General features: G+C 40.2%; 13 protein-coding genes and 1 pseudogene. 8 read left to right on the top strand and 6 right to left on the bottom strand.

Features of this window, described 5'->3' with window-relative positions:
* Positions 1-45 precede the first annotated feature (45 nt).
* The gene (locus ACE1AT_RS02795; protein ID WP_374865793.1) at positions 46-1,374 is read left to right on the top strand and encodes an RNA-guided endonuclease InsQ/TnpB family protein; all 1,329 of its coding nucleotides are present in this window, start codon (positions 46-48) and stop codon (positions 1,372-1,374) included.
* Positions 1,375-1,602: 228 nt separating this feature from the next.
* Here ACE1AT_RS02795 and lepB read toward each other — a convergent pair whose 3' ends face one another.
* Positions 1,603-2,247, bottom strand: a complete 645-nt coding sequence (lepB, locus tag ACE1AT_RS02790; protein WP_374865792.1) for a signal peptidase I — start codon at positions 2,245-2,247, stop codon at positions 1,603-1,605.
* 542 nt (positions 2,248-2,789) lie between these two features.
* Between lepB and ACE1AT_RS02785 the strand changes: the two genes are divergently transcribed.
* A complete protein-coding gene (locus tag ACE1AT_RS02785; RefSeq protein ID WP_374865791.1) occupies positions 2,790-4,115 on the top strand; it encodes a dihydroorotase in 1,326 nt (441 codons plus the stop codon).
* A 137-nt stretch (positions 4,116-4,252) separates the two neighbouring features.
* Here ACE1AT_RS02785 and ACE1AT_RS02780 read toward each other — a convergent pair whose 3' ends face one another.
* Entirely contained in the window at positions 4,253-5,095 is an 843-nt protein-coding gene (locus ACE1AT_RS02780; RefSeq protein WP_374865790.1) for a hypothetical protein, read from the bottom strand.
* 186 nt (positions 5,096-5,281) lie between these two features.
* Here ACE1AT_RS02780 and speB point away from each other — a divergent pair, with 186 nt between their 5' ends.
* From speB to ACE1AT_RS02760, 4 genes are all read left to right on the top strand, one after another.
* Complete coding sequence (gene speB, locus ACE1AT_RS02775; RefSeq protein WP_374865789.1) at positions 5,282-6,322, top strand: agmatinase SpeB; 1,041 nt, start codon at positions 5,282-5,284, stop codon at positions 6,320-6,322.
* 490 nt (positions 6,323-6,812) lie between these two features.
* The gene (locus ACE1AT_RS02770; RefSeq protein WP_374865788.1) at positions 6,813-8,153 is read left to right on the top strand and encodes a response regulator; all 1,341 of its coding nucleotides are present in this window, start codon (positions 6,813-6,815) and stop codon (positions 8,151-8,153) included.
* Positions 8,154-8,198: 45 nt separating this feature from the next.
* Positions 8,199-9,383, top strand: coding sequence for a circadian clock protein LdpA (ldpA, locus tag ACE1AT_RS02765; protein WP_374865787.1), 1,185 nt, complete (start codon positions 8,199-8,201; stop codon positions 9,381-9,383).
* Between the two features lie 66 nt (positions 9,384-9,449).
* Positions 9,450-11,186, top strand: coding sequence for a R3H domain-containing nucleic acid-binding protein (locus ACE1AT_RS02760; protein ID WP_374865786.1), 1,737 nt, complete (start codon positions 9,450-9,452; stop codon positions 11,184-11,186).
* A gap of 98 nt (positions 11,187-11,284) precedes the next feature.
* Here the strand turns inward: ACE1AT_RS02760 and ACE1AT_RS02755 are convergent, their stop codons facing one another.
* From ACE1AT_RS02755 to ACE1AT_RS02745, 3 genes are all read right to left on the bottom strand, one after another.
* Positions 11,285-12,613 (bottom strand): ATP-binding protein, encoded by a 1,329-nt coding sequence (locus tag ACE1AT_RS02755; protein WP_374865785.1) that lies wholly within the window; start codon positions 12,611-12,613, stop codon positions 11,285-11,287.
* Between the two features lie 135 nt (positions 12,614-12,748).
* Positions 12,749-14,029 (bottom strand): tellurite resistance TerB C-terminal domain-containing protein, encoded by a 1,281-nt coding sequence (locus tag ACE1AT_RS02750; protein ID WP_374865784.1) that lies wholly within the window; start codon positions 14,027-14,029, stop codon positions 12,749-12,751.
* 18 nt (positions 14,030-14,047) lie between these two features.
* Entirely contained in the window at positions 14,048-15,391 is a 1,344-nt protein-coding gene (locus tag ACE1AT_RS02745) for an ATP-binding protein (RefSeq protein ID WP_374865783.1), read from the bottom strand.
* Between the two features lie 88 nt (positions 15,392-15,479).
* Here ACE1AT_RS02745 and ACE1AT_RS02740 point away from each other — a divergent pair.
* Positions 15,480-15,797, top strand: a pseudogene (locus ACE1AT_RS02740) (TMEM14 family protein); the annotation flags it as partial.
* A 244-nt stretch (positions 15,798-16,041) separates the two neighbouring features.
* On the top strand, positions 16,042-16,680 hold the full coding sequence (locus ACE1AT_RS02735) for a peroxiredoxin (RefSeq protein ID WP_374865782.1): 639 nt from the start codon (positions 16,042-16,044) through the stop codon (positions 16,678-16,680).
* Positions 16,681-16,842: 162 nt separating this feature from the next.
* Here the strand turns inward: ACE1AT_RS02735 and ACE1AT_RS02730 are convergent, their stop codons facing one another.
* A complete protein-coding gene (locus tag ACE1AT_RS02730) occupies positions 16,843-17,397 on the bottom strand; it encodes a ribonuclease (protein ID WP_374865845.1) in 555 nt (184 codons plus the stop codon).
* Positions 17,398-17,541: the final 144 nt, after the last annotated feature.

The following is a 17,541-nucleotide window of genomic DNA, read 5'->3' as shown; positions in this document are numbered from 1 at the left end:
AACAAACTCAAAAAGGAGGCAAATAAATCAGTGGCTACAAGACGGATGACTTTCAGGTTATACCCAAACAAACAAATAGAACAGTCTTTGAGGTATCACCGAAAGTTACACAAAGACTTGTACAATGCTGCTGTATATAACAGATTTACTCAATATCAAAAATTCAATCATTCTGTTAGCTATTTTGAACAACAGAACTCATTACCTGCTTTCAAGGAAGTTTGGACAGAGTACAAAGAAATCAATTCTCAGGCTCTACAAGCTACATTAAAACGTGTTGATTATGCTTTTGAACGTTGGTTCAAAGGTTTAGGTAAACGTCCTAAATATAAATCAATACGCCATTATTCCGGTTGGACGTATCCGGCTAAATCTGGGTATTCTGTAGAGTCTAACGGTGCAAATGGGTATATTACCTTGTCTAAAATTGGACGTATAGTAATGCGAGGAAAAGCTAAGTATTGGGGAACACCTACTACTTGCACCATCGTTTACAGAAATGGCAAATGGTACGCCTCTATCACTGTTGATGTTTTATACCAAGTTTTGAAAACAGAAATTTTACCAACTGGTGCTATTGGCATAGATTTAGGGTGTAATTCAGCATTGTCAATTACTGATGGTGAGAATCACCAACAAATTGAAGCGCCTAAATTTTTGAGGAATGCTGAACAACTAATCAAAAAAGCTTCCAAGAGTAAAAGACGGAAGCAAGCACCAAATAGAAAGAAAAAAATCAAAGCTTCTAGAAGATGGAAGAAAGCCCAAGTCAAGGTTAGCAAGATAACTCGTAAGGTTGCTAATCAGCGTCAGAATTGGGTACATCAAGTTGCATCAGAAATAGTAAGCGGTAATAGCTTCGTTGCAACCGAAAAACTAGAAGTTAAAAACATGACCAGTAAAGCGTATATTGGTAAGCGCAAAAAACAAAAAGCAGGTTTGAACAAATCAATACTTGATGTTGGTTTTGGAATCCTACGCAGTACCATCAAATACAAAGTTGAACAAATTGGTGGTGTATTTGTAGAAGTTCCTACCAAGAAAGTAAAGCCTAGTCAGACTTGCCCAAAATGCGGTCATCAGCACAAAAAAACTCTTGATATTAGAGTCCATAATTGTGCTATTTGCGGATATCAGCAAGACCGTGATATTGCTGCTGCTGAAGTAATGCTTTATTGGGCTAAAGGTAATCTGACGGAGTTAGGAACTAGCTTCGTAGACGCTGAGTCGCCAAGCTCTACCGTAAACACTCGTAAAATTGCGGGAAGTATGCGGCAACTAGGGGCAAAGAAGCGTCAAAAATCCAAATCTACTGGTCTGGTTTCAGAAACCCAGACCACGGGCGTAGTAGGTCTGGGTAGTTCATTCGGGTAGATTAAAATCTTAGCAGCGTATGGCATGAGTTTTGAGTTGATTGTTGGTCAATAGTCAATAGTCAATGGTCAATGGTCATTTGTTATTATTGGGCATTGGGCATTGGGCATGAATCAGTGATCACTGATCACTGATCAAATTAAACTGGTAACTGTTAACTGTTAACTGATAACTGAGAAGTTGTCCCCCTTGTCCCCTATTTCCCAATCCCCAATCCCTGATCCCCGCTTACGGATACAATGGCGACTTATCAATACCGCCAACGTGATCTAGGGGCCAAAAACGAATTACAGCACGACCAATAATATTTTCTCTGGGAACAACACCCCAGCAGCGACTATCGTAACTGCTGTTACGGTTGTCACCTAATACTAAATAGGAATTGGCAGGTATGGTTACAGCTTTAGATAAAAATGGTGGTTGTGGCCCGGAAGTGCAAACATTGACTACTGTCTGCTGTGAAGGCGAAAGATATTTATTTTCTGTAAGAGGTTGATTGTTGATAAAAACTTTACCGTTTTTGAGTGCTACTGTTTCTCCTGGTAAACCAACAATACGCTTGATAAAAGCATCTTGATATTGTTCTTGTTGTAGCTCTTTTGTGGGTGAAAATACTACAATATCTCCCCTTTGGGGATTAGAAAATTTATAACTTAACTTATCAACAATAATCTTATCTGCTTCCCACTGATTAGGCGAACCATGTAGGGTTGGTTCCATTGAACCAGATGGAATCCAACGGGCTTCGGCTACGAAGGTACGAATACCCAAAGCCAACACGATGCTTAATACAATTGTTCTACCTAGTTCTCCTATCCAAGAACTATCAGGTTTTTGACTAGAGTTGTTGTTATCAGACACTTGATTTTGCATGAAATTACTTGACTAAAAGCACAAGATACTATTTCTATTTTTTCTGTTTAGGAACGCGAACTAAATAAAAAACACTATCTCATCCTCTGCGGGGGAGTTCAAAGAGGGTGTGTCGTAGGCAGTGCGAGGTAAATTTATAAATTAGTTGCATGTTATTTAATCCACAATCCTTAGAGATGCTATATCTGTTAATCTTAACCGTAGAAAGCGAGTTTTTCAGTTACATTGTCCAATGTACAAGCTTGCAATGGAAAGTGGGAGTCAGAAATTCAGGAGTTTAGGTAGTTCATAACTGAATTATTTATTTATGCTTAAAAAATAAACTTGTGTTTGATGAGTGACAAAAATTCATTACTAACAGTCAAATAAAGTCTAACCTAAAAGAATAATTCTTGTTAATTACAGTTTTGGTAGGTATAAGAGTATAAGTTAACCCCAAGTAGTGTTGTAATTATGATCTGATTTTTTCTCTTACACTCCTATAGACTGCCCCTAAAAAGGGCTTTGTGAAAAATATCTCTTGCTTTAACACTTGAATATCCATGTCATCTTCAACTAGTTTACTAATTCGGCACGCTCGGATAATTTTACCCAATGGAGAATTAATGATTGGGGATGTGCTGACGCGCGATCGCCTGATCGTCGAAATTGCACCAGAAATATCCACAGAACAAACACTAATCAGAGAAATTGACGCAGAAGGGTTAACTTTGTTGCCAGGAGTTATCGATCCACAGGTACACTTTCGTGAACCAGGATTGGAACATAAAGAAGACTTGTTTACTGCAACTTGTGCGTGTGCAAAAGGTGGAGTAACTTCCTTTTTGGAAATGCCAAATACACGTCCCCTGACAACTACCCAACAAGCACTTGATGATAAACTGCAACGCGCTCAGAATAAATGCCTAGTGAACTATGGCTTTTTTATTGGCGCAACAGCAGAAAATCTCCCAGACTTGCTCTTGGCAAATCCAACTCCAGGAATCAAAATCTTTATGGGGTCGATGCATGGGCAGTTGTTGGTGGATCAACAAGAGATTCTAGAAGCAATATTTGCTAAAGGAAAACGTTTAATTGCTGTTCACGCCGAAGATCAAGCCAGAATCAACCAAAGACGCCAAGAATTTGCTGGTATTCATGACGTCGCAGTTCATTCTCAGATTCAAGATAATCAGGCGGCACTTTTAGCAACGCAGCAGGTATTAAAATTGTCACAAAAATACCAGCGACGTCTGCATATTTTACATATGTCTACGGCTGAGGAAGCAGAGTTACTGCGTCAACACAAGCCAAGTTGGGTGACAGCAGAAGTCACACCACAACATTTATTTTTAAATACAAGTGCCTATGAAAAAATTGGTACATTAGCACAGATGAATCCGCCTTTGCGATCGCCCCACGATAACGAAGTTCTCTGGCAAGCTTTGCATGATGGCATTATTGATTTTATTGCCACCGATCATGCACCCCACACCTTAGAAGAAAAAGCACAATCTTACCCCAATAGTCCTTCAGGAATGCCAGGTGTAGAAACTTCTTTACCTCTAATGTTAACAGCCACAGACCAAGGACGATGCACTCTCGCCCAAGTTGTTAACTGGATGTCTACTGCTGTAGCCAAAGCATATAATATCCCCAACAAAGGAGCGATCGCACCTGGTTATGATGCTGATTTAGTCCTTGTAGATTTGCAAACTTATCGTCCAGTTTTGCGCGAAGAATTATTGAGTAAATGCGGTTGGAGTCCTTTTGAAGGTTGGAATCTCACCGGATGGCCTGCTTACACAATTGTCGGTGGTGAGATTGTTTATGAAAAAGGCAAGTTGCATACACAAGTGCGCGGACAAGCCTTAAGATTTGGTGAGTAAAGGGGATCGGGGATTGGGGAAGGTAGGGGTCCCCTCTGGGGATAAGGGGCAACGGGGACAAGGAGGACATGGGGGACAAGGGAGAATATTTTTGATTGATTCACCGCGTCTGTTCCCCGCTCCCCGCTCCCCGCTCCCTATTCATACCGTTGTTCAACAATACCTACTAGGGATTGCAAATCAAATTTTTCATCTTCTCCACTCAAGCAAATTCCCGCACTCATTACGGTTAAATCTGTTTTAGAAATAGCGCTGGTGTGATATTCGCCGTCAGCAGTTGTCCAGTTTACAACCCAATGATCTTGGCGATCGCGAAATTCATGTAATTCTCCACCACCCATTTGCAATGCTTTTTGCAATAGCTTTTCATCACGTTGTGGTTGCTGCAAAGCTGCGAATTCTTTGGTTTGTTGAGCAACTATTTCGTATACTGTCCGCATTTCTGGTGTCAAACCCTGAAAGTGGAGTTTGTCTGGTGGTGTGACTTGTTTGAGGTGTTCTCGCAGTTTTTCAGTAACTAACGGATCAGCACGGCGATCGCATTCGTCAAACCACCAAGCAGCGCCATCAGTGCGGGCAATAATTACCTCAAATTTGGCTCCCTCTGTAACTAAATTTACTGCTACAGGTCGGCAATATCCACAGCGTTGCCGCATATCAGCCTCGTTGACTGGGTAAGCTAACCAAGTTTGCGATCGCAATGGGTGAGCAAGTCGTAAACGCAGTGGTTTAAGGTATTGTAGATATTCAGCAATTTGCGGTAAGTTAGGTTCTTCAACTACCGTCGCGATTTTCTCATCTACTGGTTGAAAGATACCCCAACCTTCAAAGTTACGAGGTTTAGGATTAAATGTATAAATTATTCCTGCCACTCTAGTTCGTACTTTGCCACCACGCAGACAGGGTGCGATAAAGTGGGTGGAACGTATGTTATTTTCCTTGGCAGCGAGTTGGTTAATTAGCTTGCGGATATCTGTCATGTTAATAATTTTTATAATGCAGTTAAGTAGGTAGGTAAAAATAAAGCTAAATGGGAATATTCTCTACTTAGATTCTCGTTAAAGATTTTTTGCTGGGCTTCTTTCAAACTACGCTAACATAATGCAAATATTCAACAAGTAGTGTTTTGTTTACCCACATAACCACATAAATCAAAAAGACAGTCGATGAGTAATCAATTTTCAGAGTACAATCCTAGCGGCATCGGACAAATCAATAGCAACCTCTTCGGTTTACCTTTCGATTATGAGTCTGCAAATTTAATTGTCTTTGGTGTCCCGTGGGAAGTTACCGTTTCCTATGGTGCAGGTACGGCGAATGGTCCACAAAGAATCCTGGATGCTTCACCACAATTAGACTTGTTCGATTTTGATCACCCTGATGGATGGAAACAGGGAATTTTCATGGCAGAAATTCCCCAGGATATCGTAGATAAAAATGCATACTATCGTTATTTAGCTGCAACAATTATTGAACGCTTAGAGCAAGGTCAACAATTAACAGATACACCAGATTTAACTCCTGTGATCACAGAAATTAACCAAGCGAGTCAACAGCTCAATCAATGGTTATTTGCACAGTGTCAAGAAGCTATTAATCATGGTAAAAGAGTTGCGGTGATTGGAGGAGATCATAGTTCACCATTAGGTTATTTTCAAGCATTAGCAGCTAAATATTCTAGCTTTGGTATTTTACATATAGATGCCCATGCAGATTTACGAAATGCCTATGAAGGATTTGAATTTTCTCATGCTTCTATCATGTTTAATGCTATGAAAATACCGCAAATTTCCAAATTAGTACAGGTCGGTTTGCGTGATATTTGTCATGATGAAGTGGAAATCATTAGTCAATCCAATAGTCGCATAGTTGCTTATTACGACTCAATGATGAAACAAAAACTTTACTCTGGAACTACTTGGATTGAAGTATGTCGCTCAATTATCGGTCATTTACCCGAATACGTTCATATTAGCTTTGATGTTGATGGTCTTGATCCAAAACTTTGTCCGAGGACAGGTACTCCTGTTCCTGATGGATTAGAATTAGAGCAAACTTTTTGTTTATTTCGGGAATTAGTAAAAAGCGGTAGAAAAATAATTGGTTTTGATGTGTGTGAAGTTGGTGATGCTGAGTGGGATGGTAATGTCGGGGCGCGGATTGTTTACAAGCTAGCAAATTTTATGGATTTATCTCAGAAAAGATAGTTGAAGCGATCGCTGTTATGATTGCGTAAATTACTGATAGAAAAAAGCAATCAGCATATTGAAAAGTTCAAGAGCCTATTTGCTTACTGAATCTACCGAAATGAGTGTGTGATCTACCGAAATGAGAAAGCATTTAAGCCAAATGAGAAAGTAATCAGGCTTTTTGCTTGTTAAATCTACCAAAATGAGAAAGTAATTAGGCTTTTTGAGTAAATCTTAAGTAGGGTGCGTTATGGCTTCACTATCACGCACCATAGTATTGCAAAACAAAATTAAGTACCATTACAGAATTAATTACACATTCTTCAAGTCGTTAAGAGTTCCCTATTCCCTGTTCCCTGACTTCCAACTGAGTCTTCTGCCCTTCGGTTTGCCCATCAGAAAGCTTTTGACGTAGAATTCCCTTATCTGCGTTTTGGCTCTAGAGGACAATTTTGGCTTCTAAACAATAATTTTTGCTTATTATAAATATTAATATTCCTAAAGTAAAATGCATTTGACTCCAAAAAGAGATTCCAAAGCAAATATCTTGGTAGTAGATGATACCCCTGATAATTTGCGACTTTTGTCAGCAATGCTTACTGCACAAGGTTATGAAGTTCGTAAAGCTTTAAGCGGCAAAATGGCGCTTACTGCTTGCCAAATGGTTTTGCCAGATGTAATTTTGTTAGATATTAATATGCCAGAAATGGATGGCTATGAAGTTTGCAGACAGTTAAAAGTTAATGATAGCACTTGTCGAATTCCAGTTATTTTTATTAGCGCTCTTGATGATGTTTTAGACAAAGTAAAAGCTTTTGAGGTTGGTGGTGTAGATTATATTACTAAACCCTTTCATGGAGTAGAAGTTGTATTACGAATAGAAAATCAGCTAAAACTATGTTTATTACAAAATAATTTACACGAAAAAAATATCTTATTACAAAAAGCTCTTGATGATTTGCAAACTTCTCAAGTTCATATGATTCAACGAGAAAAGATGGCAGCATTAGGGCAGTTGGTAGCAGGAATTGCTCATGAAGTTAATAACCCTATTAGTTTTATCTACGGCAACCTTGAATATGTTGGTCAATATGTACAAGATTTAATAAATTTAATTGAAGCGTATCAACAAGAATATCCATCACCCACATTAAATATTCAAGAAATAGTTAAACAAATAGACTTAAATTTTTTGATCAACGATCAACAAAACCTCATGGATGCAATGTATAGGGGAGCAGAACGTATCCGTTCTATTGTTGAAGCACTACAAAATTTCTCCCGGCTCGATGAAGCACAAATGAAGCGTGTAAATGTCCATGAAGGTATAGATAGTACTGTAGTAATGTTGCAACACCGACTTAAGAAAACAACAAATCGTCCTGCAATTACAGTATTTAAAGAGTATAGTGATTTACCCTTAGTTACTTGTTATGCTAGTGAACTTAACCAAGTATTTATGCATCTATTGAATAATGCGATCGATGCTTTGGATGAGTCAAATGTCAATAGTCAATTGTCAATGGTCAAAGATTCTGAACTATTGACTATGGACTTTGGACTATTGACTAAACCCCAAATTCACATTCGCACGATGCTGACAAACTCGAATACCGTAAAGATTTGTATCGCTGATAATGGTCCTGGTGTATCTAAATCCGTGCGATCGCGAATGTTCGACCCATTTTTTACTACAAAACCACCAGGCAAAGGTAGTGGACTAGGATTGGCAATTAGTTATCAGATTGTCGTGCAGAAACATCAAGGAAAACTCACCTGTAACTCACTAGCAGGGCAAGGTACAGAGTTTATCATCGAAATTCCTCTCCAACAAAGCGAATTAAATTAGGCAAATGCCTACAACATTTTTCTGTCACATAGCATAATAGATAATGTGACTGATCACCTCAACCCCTTGCAATCCCTTAAAGAAGGTCAGTGGTTCAAGCTCATTTGCGGAGCCAGCTTTCAACACCTGCCTGCGGTCAGAAGTTTAACATTGGCCTACACACTAGCAGGTGCTGATTGTATAGATGTGGCTGCCGATCCGGCTGTAATTGCCGCAGTTCGAGAGGCGCTACAAATTGCCGCTGAGTTTGCCGAAGACGCACAAGCACGAGGCTTTGCCAACAAAGGAAAGTCACCTTTTTTGATGGTTAGCCTCAATGATGGGGAAGATCCGCATTTTCGCAAAGCAAAATTTGATTCTACAGAGTGTCCTGCAAATTGCCCTAGACCATGTGAAAGAATTTGCCCTGCACAGGCAATAAAATTTAGCAATACACCAGAGCATTTTTCAGGAGTGATATCCAACAAATGCTACGGTTGTGGTCGTTGCATACCAATCTGCCCATATGGTATAATTAATACAAATTCTTACGTAATAACACCAGAAGCGATCGCACCATTGATTTTGTCAGCTGGGGTGGATGCCATAGAAATTCATACACAAGTAGGACGTTTAAGCGAATTTCAGCAATTGTGGCAAGCAATAGCACCCTGGGTTGAACAATTGAAGTTAGTAGCAATTAGTTGTCCAGACGGAGAGGGTATGATTGATTACCTACATGCTCTGTATGATGCGATCGCTCCACATAATTATGCCTTAATTTGGCAAACCGACGGACGGCCGATGAGTGGTGATATTGGCGATGGCACCACCACAGCCGCAGTTAAATTAGGGCAAAAAGTCTTGGCAGCAAAACTACCTGGATACGTGCAGTTAGCAGGCGGCACTAACAGTTACACCGTTGCTAAGTTAAGGGCGATGGGATTGTTGAGGAAAGGAGGACAAGGAGGACAAGGAGGACAAGGAAGAATTTCTCCCATATCTCCCCCCTCCTCCTTGTCTCCCGTGTCTCCCTTGTCTCCCCCCTCCCCCTTGTCTCCCATTTCCGGGGTCGCCTACGGCAGCTACGCTCGTGTATTGCTGTCACCAATTTTAGAGCAGTTAGAAGCAATGGAGGTGAATGACACCAGTGTCAAAACAACTGTCCGCCTAGAAGATGAACCAGAATTGCTCTGGCAAGCTGTTGGACTTGCCCATTCTCTTGTTTCCCAGCTCAAGTTCCAGCAGTAGGGTACGGGCAAAACCTCGTGTCCATAAAAGCATATCGCTATCTCTAAAAACGTCACCATAATAAGCATGACGATTACAGAAGATCTCCAAAAATTGTTAGATATTTTGCCCCAAGACCTGCGGCAAATATTAGAGAAGCATCCCCAACGAGATAGTTTAGTGGAAGTGGTTTTAGATCTGGGCCGTCGTCCAGAAGCCCGCTTCCCTCATCAAGCTGAGTATCTGAGCGAAATAGCCATCACTCAGAACGTGATCGATGATTGTATTCAGCGAGTGGGAAGCTTTGGCGGAGATAACCGAGCCGGAATAGAGCAAACTTTGCATAGAATCAGTGCCATCCGTAACCGCACCGGTAAGATTATTGGCTTAACTTGCCGTGTTGGTCGAGCGGTGTTTGGAACCATCGGCATGATTCGCGATTTAGTAGAAACTGGTAAATCGATTCTGATGCTGGGACGCCCAGGTGTGGGTAAAACCACTGCCTTACGAGAAATTGCCCGTGTTTTAGCGGATGAGTTGAACAAACGCGTGGTGATTATTGACACCTCTAATGAAATCGCTGGTGATGGCGACGTTCCCCATCCGGCAATTGGGAAAGCCAGACGGATGCAAGTTGCTCATCCCGAATTACAACATCAAGTGATGATTGAGGCTGTGGAAAACCACATGCCAGAGGTGATCGTCATTGATGAAATTGGCACAGAACTAGAAGCTTTAGCCGCTCGTACCATTGCCGAACGGGGTGTACAGTTAGTAGGTACTGCCCACGGAAACCAAATTGAAAACTTAATCAAAAACCCGACTCTTTCGGATTTGGTTGGTGGTATCCAAGCTGTGACATTAGGGGATGATGAAGCTAGACGCCGGGGCAGTCAAAAAACTGTTTTGGAACGTAAAGCACCTCCAACTTTCGAGATTGCCGTGGAAATGCTGGAACGCCAACGCTGGGTAGTCCATGAGAGTGTCGCTGACACAGTAGATAGTTTGCTCAGAGGGCATCAGCCTAGTCCACAGGTGAGAACTGTTGACGAAGAAGGCCAAGTTAAGATTAAACGCCAGTTAACACCTTTGAATGGTCGTTCCCAAACTCTCGCTAAAGAAGAGTCATTTGTACCAGCACGACAGTCAAACGGCTGGCGCTCATCTGGACAAATGCAAGCATTACCGCCGCCAGTTACCACACAACCAACCAAGTTAAGTAGGCATAATGAATTTGACCGCTTACTAGATGAATCTTTCAATTACTTTGGTGGCTTCGATGATGCTGATAGCAAACTAGCAGGACCAAATGGTGAAGATTTGCCACTGCATATCTATCCCTATGGTGTCAGCCGTAGTCAATTAGAACAAGTAGTTGAAGTGTTGAATTTACCAGTGGTCTTGACAAAAGATATCGATAGTGCTGATGCAATTTTGGCATTGCGATCACACGTCAAAAACCATGCTAAATTGCGGCAAATGGCTAAAGCCCGACAAGTGCCTATCCACATGATCAAATCCAGTACCATACCGCAAATTACCCGTGGTTTGCGGCGGTTACTCAACATCGATGATCCAGAGGTGACTGACGATCGCGAACTGCAATTATTCCTCCACAGCGCCACTGATGATGAAATTGACGCCTTAGAGGAAGCCAGATTAGCAGTCGAAAATATTGTCATTCCCAAAGGACAACCTGTGGAATTATTACCCCGTTCTGCTCAAGTGCGGAAAATGCAGCATGAGTTGGTGGAACACTACCGCTTAAAATCCAATAGTTTTGGGGAAGAACCAAATCGGCGTCTGCGGATTTACCCAGCGTAATATTGTTTGACAAAAATCCTCATACATATTGGATTTTTGTAGGGGCGTAACCCAATACGGTTATGTGTAGAGACGCGAAATTTCGCGTCTCTACATGACTACAAACTAAACTCCGCAACATCATCTTCACCCACATCTGTATCTTTGCCCACGGCAGTAGGTTTAAAATCAGCACCATGAATTAACTCATCAAAAGGCTTGCTAGGATTTTGATAAATTATATTTAAAACACTCAGAAAATCTCGGACAATTTCGCCCGGAGTTAATAATGCTGCTGCACCCAAGCGATTAACAATTTCTTGAACAAATTCTTTTAAATTAGAACTTTTTAATGTCTGTGTATAAGCAAAATTCAGAGCATGGATTTCTGTTAATGTTTGCAAAAGCAACAGAATTTCTTCTTGACTTAAAGGATTGAGCCGCATCACAGGCCCTAAAAATTCTTGTACACCAGATTGAGTCACAAAACGGCTTTCTTTTGTTCGTCGGCGCCAAGCAGGGTCTGCAAATAGTCCACGATTTGGATCTTCTAAAAATTTTGTTGTTCCACCTACAAACACTCCAAGATTTTCTGCTTTACACTGCATGGTGTCGTTGAAAATTGCTAGCAGCCTGTTATAATTTTTTTCGCGAGTGACAGTAGTGGGAATTTGATATATATTTGCTGCTTCATCCAGCAAGACTACCAGACCTTTGTAGCCAATTTCCGCAGTAAATTTAGCGATTAATTTAATATAATCATACCAACTATCATCATCAATAATTACCCGCACTCCTAAAGCAGCTTTGGCTTCTGTTTTAGTGCTATATTCTCCTCGTAACCAACGCAAAGCAGCATTTTTTAGCTCATCATCATCCAGGCGATAACCACGCCAATAAGCAATAATCACATTGCCAAAATCAAAGCCATGAACTAAGTCTTCTATATACTGAATTACTTCCCTAATTTTGGCTTCTACTTGGTCATCAAAGCCATCATCATTGGGACGCATTCCGGTTTCTTTGGCAACTTCTTGTTGAATTTTACTAATCCATCCCTCTAAAATTGCTACTAAAGCACCGCCATCAGGGCGAGTTTTTGTCGCAAGGCGACTCATTAATTCTCGATAAGTTGCTAAACCTTCGTTGTTGCTTCCTGCTAGTCGGCGTTCTGAACACAAGTCAGCATCAGTAACTACAAAACCTTGTTCCATTGCACGATTGCGAAGTAACTGGAGCATGAAGCTTTTACCGGAACCATAGTTCCCAATTATGAAGCGAAAAGCTGCTACTCCTTCTGCAATGTCATTGAGGTTTTGTAATAGGCTTTGTAGTTCTTTTTCCCGACCTACTGCTATATGTTCTAGTCCCACCCTTGGTACAACACCCGCGCCAAGAGAATTTATGATAGCAGTGGAGACTTTTTTCGAGATTTTGAGCTTTACCATGTAAATTCACCTCACCTCCATGTATTTTAGCTTGAAGGTGAGCTTTGCTTTCATGTAGGATAAGGTCAAAAAATAGGGATGTAGGGGAAAGAACCTAAGAAGCACCTCTATAATTATTGCCCCAAGGCTTCGCTCCTACTTAATGTTTTTGTAGATTGCGATCGCTCTTTCCACGTCACTTTTATACTCTGGATAAATTTCTGGAGTTGTTACATTTGGATCAATGAGCAATTCGCCAATCGTGTTATTAGCATTTTCATTGATAGAATCAATTAATAAATTTGGCATAGTAATATTAGCTTCAGCTATTTTTTTAATAACTGCATTCGGATTCTCATTTTCTATGATTGCTTTTAATACCTGAATTTCTGAGTCAGATAAATGATTTAGTAAACTAGACCATTCTGACGAGAATTCCTCTAGATTATTTGATGTCTCTAGCTCATCTACTGTATCAAGTAAATCAGCAAACGGAAAAAGTTCTACATCTTCTTCCTGATTATTCCCTAATACATTACTGGAATCTAAATTTTCTATTTGCTGTAATAATTCCCATACTTGATTTTGTAAATGATCGCGTTCATCTTGCAGTAAGGAAATTTGACTTTCCAATTGTTGGAGTTGGTTTTGTTGATCTACTACTTGTACTTTTAAGGAATTTAAATTAATTTCTGTCTTTTCTGTTTCTAGCTTTTTGTCGAGCAACAATTTATTTTGTTGCTGATTTTCTGCTTCTAGTTCTTGAACTTGAAGTCTCATTTCATGCAATTTTTCTTCTAGTTGGGGTTTAAGCCTTTCTAGAAGAGTTAAGTTACTTTCTAAGTCTTGCCTCTGCTGCAACAGTTCACAAAGTTGATTATGTAACTGATTGATCTCAGCTTTAGAAACACTACAATTTAATTCCAGTCGGCGTTTTTCTGCATTGATAGCCGACAAGGAATTGTTCTGTTCTAATTTTGTTTTTTCTAGTTCTGTAATCTCATTTTGTAAAAGAGTAATTTGTGATTCCAACTGTTTTTTTTCGATGACATAATTGCTTAACTCACGGTTAAGACTATCTCGTTGATTTCGACGTTCATTTATTTGATTTTGTAATTTATTTGATTCTTGATATAATAGAGAATGTTGAGTTTCTAATTGATTGACTTCTGCAACTACACGAGATTTTAAACCCTCCAATTCTTTAATACGTCTGTGGAGAGAATCTAGAACTAGCATTTCACTAGCTCGGCGTCGCCTGTCTATAAACAAAGCTGCGAGATAAGTAGAAAATATTGTGATGACGCCTGTGAAAAAGGCACTTTTAACATCCCAACTAAAGACTAAACCAAGTCCAAAACTCGCACCAAAGGCAACTACACCGAGAATAAGTCGATTACTTACTGTTGCTGACTGCATATTGCTGGTTTTGAGCATTTTTCTTTCTTTTGACTTTTAATTTTTAACTTGGATTGCAGCAAGATTCATATCTGCTTTTAAAAAATCTACAAATTGTCGTGCTGTTCTTCCAGAACGGCCATTATGACGAGTTGCCCATTGTAAAGCTTTGTATTCTAAATCTGACTGACTGATATTAATTCCTGCTAAATCCGCAAGATGCCGGATAATTTTTAAATAAGTTTTTTGATCAGCTCCTTCAAAAGTGAGAGTAAGACCAAAGCGATCGCTAAAGGAAAGTTTTTCCTGCATTGTATCCCAGGCATGAACTTCATCATGATCGCGGGGATCTGGTCTATCAGCGAAAAACTCCCGCACTAAGTGACGCCGGTTAGAAGTAGCATACACCACGATATTTTGGGGACGTGCAGTTAAATTCCCTTCTAACACCACTTTTAACGCCTTAAAAGCATCGTCATCTTCCTCAAACGAAAGATCATCAACAAAGATAATAAATTTATGCGGTACTCCTCGCAAATGTTCCACAATCAGTGGTAAGTCTTGCAATTGTGATTTTCCCACTTCCAACAGTCGTAAGTTACTCTCTCCATACTCATTTAGCAAAGCTTTCACTAAAGAAGATTTACCAGAACCACGACTACCATAAAGTAATACGTGTAGAGCCACCTGTCCTGACAACAAAAATTCTGTATTTTTCAACAAAGCTTCTTTTTGCGACTCATAACCCACAAGCTCGCTTAATTTAACTGTATCAGGATAAGATATACCCAAAAACTGCCCATTTTGCCAACGTAGAGCCTTGTACTCTGCAAATAAACCTGTACCGTATTGTCGATAGTATTTAGCCAAAGCTTCTACAGCGTCTGACCAATTTTCTAACTGTTGTAGAGAACTAATCAACTGCATTTCTACACTTGCTATCCCATCCTGGTCTAGATACCACACTACTGGTGAAACAGGTAAATGAGCAATATTTTGTACCCATTCACTCAAAACAGCGCTGCTACATTCATACAAATGTTGGAGTGCGAGTAAATCATGTTTAGCTGCTGCTACCAAAGCACTTGGTAAATTCTCAAACTCTTGCTGTTGAGCTTGTTTTGTAAAAGGATTCTCAGCTTTGAGAATTTGAGTAATTAGATATTCTTCCCAGTTTTGATTTTTTGTTGCTAAGGCTCGAAAGTAACTACCATAAGCTTGTAGACAACTCCTAGCATCCGCTTCACTATAACGAATCGCTTGCAACAGATCAAGAAATGCTATACCTACTTCCGTTTGCAGGACAGATTGGTAGAGTAGAAGAGAAGCTGCTTGGCGTTGGAGAAATTGAACCTTTGCGTAAGACGAATTACTTGCCGTAGGCATGACTTGACTATCCATCTATCAATATGGGTTATTTAGCTAAACAGCTATGCTAAATTGTCTGCCGGAGCTTGCAGGAAAATTAAAATCTACATAGGTTGTAACAATGAATTTAGGTATTGTTGCCGCCCTTGTTTATGGCATATTGACAGTAGTGGGTGGTATTGTAGGTTACATAAGAGTTGGTAGTAATATGTCACTTTTTAGTGGCAGCATCAGTGGTTTAGTACTCATCTTTTCGGCTTTTATCCAAATTCAAGGTCAAAACTGGGGTTTGGCTTTAGCAGCTATTGTTACAGCTATGTTAATAGTTGTTTTTGCATTTAGATTAGCTAAAACACGTAAGTTTATGCCTGCGGGATTGATGACAATTTTAGGTATGTTGACACTAGCGCTGATTGTACATCAATTTCAAATTATGAAATTAGGTAGGGGGGATAGTCAGTTATCAGTTGTCAGTTATCAGCTATCACAATTTAAAATTTATTTCTTCAGAGACTATTAAGGACTTTGAAATTACTTACATTTGCACTTAACGTTTGATTAAATTTTTATTTAGTTAGTTAAATTTTTGTTGCGAACCACAATAGCTTTATCGGGGAACCGGTGTTCTATGTCATCATGTCACAATAGAACACGTATCCTTTTTTATCCACAGGGAATCAAGCATGGCTCTCCGTCTAGGTGATACAGTACCGAATTTTACCCAAGCCTCAACACATGGCGACATTGATTTTTATGAGTGGGCGGGTGACAGCTGGGTAGTGCTGTTCTCTCACCCCGCAGACTTTACCCCAGTTTGCACTACTGAGTTAGGAACTGTTGCCAAACTCAAACCAGAATTTGATCAGCGCAATGTCAAAGCGATCGCCCTGAGTGTTGATGATGTTGAGTCCCATAAAGGTTGGGTAGGAGACATTGAAGAAACCCAGAACACCACCCTTAACTACCCAATTTTGGCAGATTCTGACCGTAAAGTTTCTGACCTTTACGACATGATCCACCCCAACGCTAACGCTAGCGTGACGGTACGGACAGTATTTATCATTGACCCCAGCAAGAAATTGCGTCTGACTCTGACTTATCCTCCCAGCACTGGACGTAATTTTGATGAAATTTTGCGAGTGATTGATTCACTGCAACTAACTGATAACTACAGCGTCGCTACCCCTGCTGACTGGAAAGATGGCGATGATTGCGTGATTGTTCCTTCACTCAAAGATCCTGAAGTACTGAAGGAAAAATTCCCCAAAGGTTATCAGGAAGTCAAACCCTATTTGCGGATGACTCCCCAGCCAAATAAATAATTTATTTGATCAATTTTTCGTCATTCCATCAGATGTAGAGACGTAGCAATGCTACGTCTCTACAAACCAATTTGTGGGTGAACGAACGAGGGATCAGACCCACCATTCGCGAGCTGTGTCCTAGAAGGAGCGGGAGGAACCGCCATCTTTTGGTGAGGTTTTTTATCTAACGTTTCTCACCAAAAAATTTGGCTGACCACAGGTTTTTTGCGATCGCCTCAAAATCTCTGCACTACAAATACCTGCTTTTCTATCTTTGGAATAGCAAAAGAATACTTCTTTCAAAAACCTTCCTGAATCAGAACAGTAAGGTGCTATTCCATCAGCATTAAATTGATTATTGGCACTCACAAAAGCACTTTTGAGGTCTTTGATTGTTGTGCGGAAGGGTTTTGTCGGACGATTATAAGCTGTGGGAATCACAACAGAATCTTTTAATTGTTTGGATAAAGTTAGATATTGTGCAGGAGTCATTCCCGAACAAGTACCATGTTTTTCCCACTCGTGATCGTAAAGTTTATCACTGGGAAACAAGCCAGGAAATTGCCGTTTTAGTTGTGGCGGTAATTTTTGAGTCGAACAATTACTGGGATAGCCTTGTTGATATTGAGGCCACAAACCATGTAAAACAAAACCAAGCTTCTTACCGGATTTACACTGCTGGCGATCGCGATTACCATTGGTTACGCAATAATCTGGCGACCAAGATAATGTCAGTACGTGAACTACCTACACTGACCTTGCGGTACAGTGTAGGCTTCCCAATTCATTGGGGATTGCCTCAACCTTCGTAGATTTTTTACGTCCCGAAGACTTTGGTCTTACATCCCCTCGGTGGGCAGAAGAGCTAGTTCCTAACTC

Origin of the sequence: Pelatocladus sp. BLCC-F211, assembly GCF_041928655.1 — a bacterium.
Classification (GTDB): domain Bacteria; phylum Cyanobacteriota; class Cyanobacteriia; order Cyanobacteriales; family Nostocaceae; genus Pelatocladus.
This window is presented reverse-complemented; position numbering and strand designations above follow the sequence as displayed.

What these genes read in the sequence shown, in the direction of transcription:
- ACE1AT_RS02760 (WP_374865786.1), top strand. Translation starts at nt 9,450, where the DNA reads ATGACGATTACAGAAGATCTCCAAAAATTGTTAGATATTTTGCCCCAA.
- ACE1AT_RS02755 (WP_374865785.1), bottom strand. Translation starts at nt 12,613, where the DNA reads ATGGTAAAGCTCAAAATCTCGAAAAAAGTCTCCACTGCTATCATAAAT.
- ACE1AT_RS02770 (WP_374865788.1), top strand. Translation starts at nt 6,813, where the DNA reads ATGCATTTGACTCCAAAAAGAGATTCCAAAGCAAATATCTTGGTAGTA.
- speB (WP_374865789.1), top strand. Translation starts at nt 5,282, where the DNA reads ATGAGTAATCAATTTTCAGAGTACAATCCTAGCGGCATCGGACAAATC.
- ACE1AT_RS02795 (WP_374865793.1), top strand. Translation starts at nt 46, where the DNA reads ATGACTTTCAGGTTATACCCAAACAAACAAATAGAACAGTCTTTGAGG.
- ACE1AT_RS02735 (WP_374865782.1), top strand. Translation starts at nt 16,042, where the DNA reads ATGGCTCTCCGTCTAGGTGATACAGTACCGAATTTTACCCAAGCCTCA.
- ACE1AT_RS02750 (WP_374865784.1), bottom strand. Translation starts at nt 14,029, where the DNA reads ATGCTCAAAACCAGCAATATGCAGTCAGCAACAGTAAGTAATCGACTT.
- lepB (WP_374865792.1), bottom strand. Translation starts at nt 2,247, where the DNA reads ATGCAAAATCAAGTGTCTGATAACAACAACTCTAGTCAAAAACCTGAT.
- ACE1AT_RS02745 (WP_374865783.1), bottom strand. Translation starts at nt 15,391, where the DNA reads ATGGATAGTCAAGTCATGCCTACGGCAAGTAATTCGTCTTACGCAAAG.
- ACE1AT_RS02780 (WP_374865790.1), bottom strand. Translation starts at nt 5,095, where the DNA reads ATGACAGATATCCGCAAGCTAATTAACCAACTCGCTGCCAAGGAAAAT.
- ACE1AT_RS02785 (WP_374865791.1), top strand. Translation starts at nt 2,790, where the DNA reads ATGTCATCTTCAACTAGTTTACTAATTCGGCACGCTCGGATAATTTTA.